The organism is Microbacterium sp. P5_E9, from assembly GCF_054049175.1.
In genome coordinates this window covers 1-604 of sequence record NZ_JBFUMV010000095.1, presented here as the reverse complement: position 1 = coordinate 604, position 604 = coordinate 1, and the positions used below count along the sequence as shown (strand labels likewise).

Here is a 604-nt window from a genome sequence, read left to right as displayed (position 1 = left end):
TCGCGATGGCGAAGTCCAGCGTGCCGGCCGCCATCTCTCGCGCCACTTCGGCGTCGCTCTTATACGGGATGTGCACCAGCTCTGTCTTCGTGAGCATCTTCATCTGCTCAGTCAAGAGATGGTTAGACGAGCCAATGCCGGCCGAGCCGTAGTTCAGCTTGTTGGGGTTGGCCCGGGCGTAGGCTAGCAGCTCGGGCACGGTGTTGATTGGCAGGCTGTTCTTGACCACGTAGACCGCCTCAACCGACGCAGGCTTGGCGATGAAGGTCATATGCTTGAGCGGGTCGTAGGGCAGGTCGTTGCGCACGCCGGGGCCGCGCACCATGCTGCTGGCGCTGGTCAGCATGAGCGTGTAGCCGTCCGGCTGCGCGTTCATGAGCGGCGTGATCGCCTGCAGCTCGGACGCGCCGGGCTTGTTCTCCACGATGATCGGCTGGCCCAGGATCTCCTGAAGCTTTTGCGCATAGATGCGCGCGATCGTGTCGATGCCACCGCCGGCAGCGAAGCCGACAAGGATCTTGATCGGGCGCGAGGGGTATTGCTGGGCCTGTGCGGCGCCCGCAGTGAATGCAAAGGCGCAGGCGGCCGCGACGATGCGCGAGAG

At 64.2% G+C, this 604-nt stretch carries 1 protein-coding gene; it reads right to left on the bottom strand.

The window, feature by feature from the left end; translation table 11 throughout:
- On the bottom strand, positions 1 to 604 hold a 604-nt coding region (locus ACXJ3V_RS20410), incomplete at both ends, for a Bug family tripartite tricarboxylate transporter substrate binding protein (protein ID WP_457102181.1).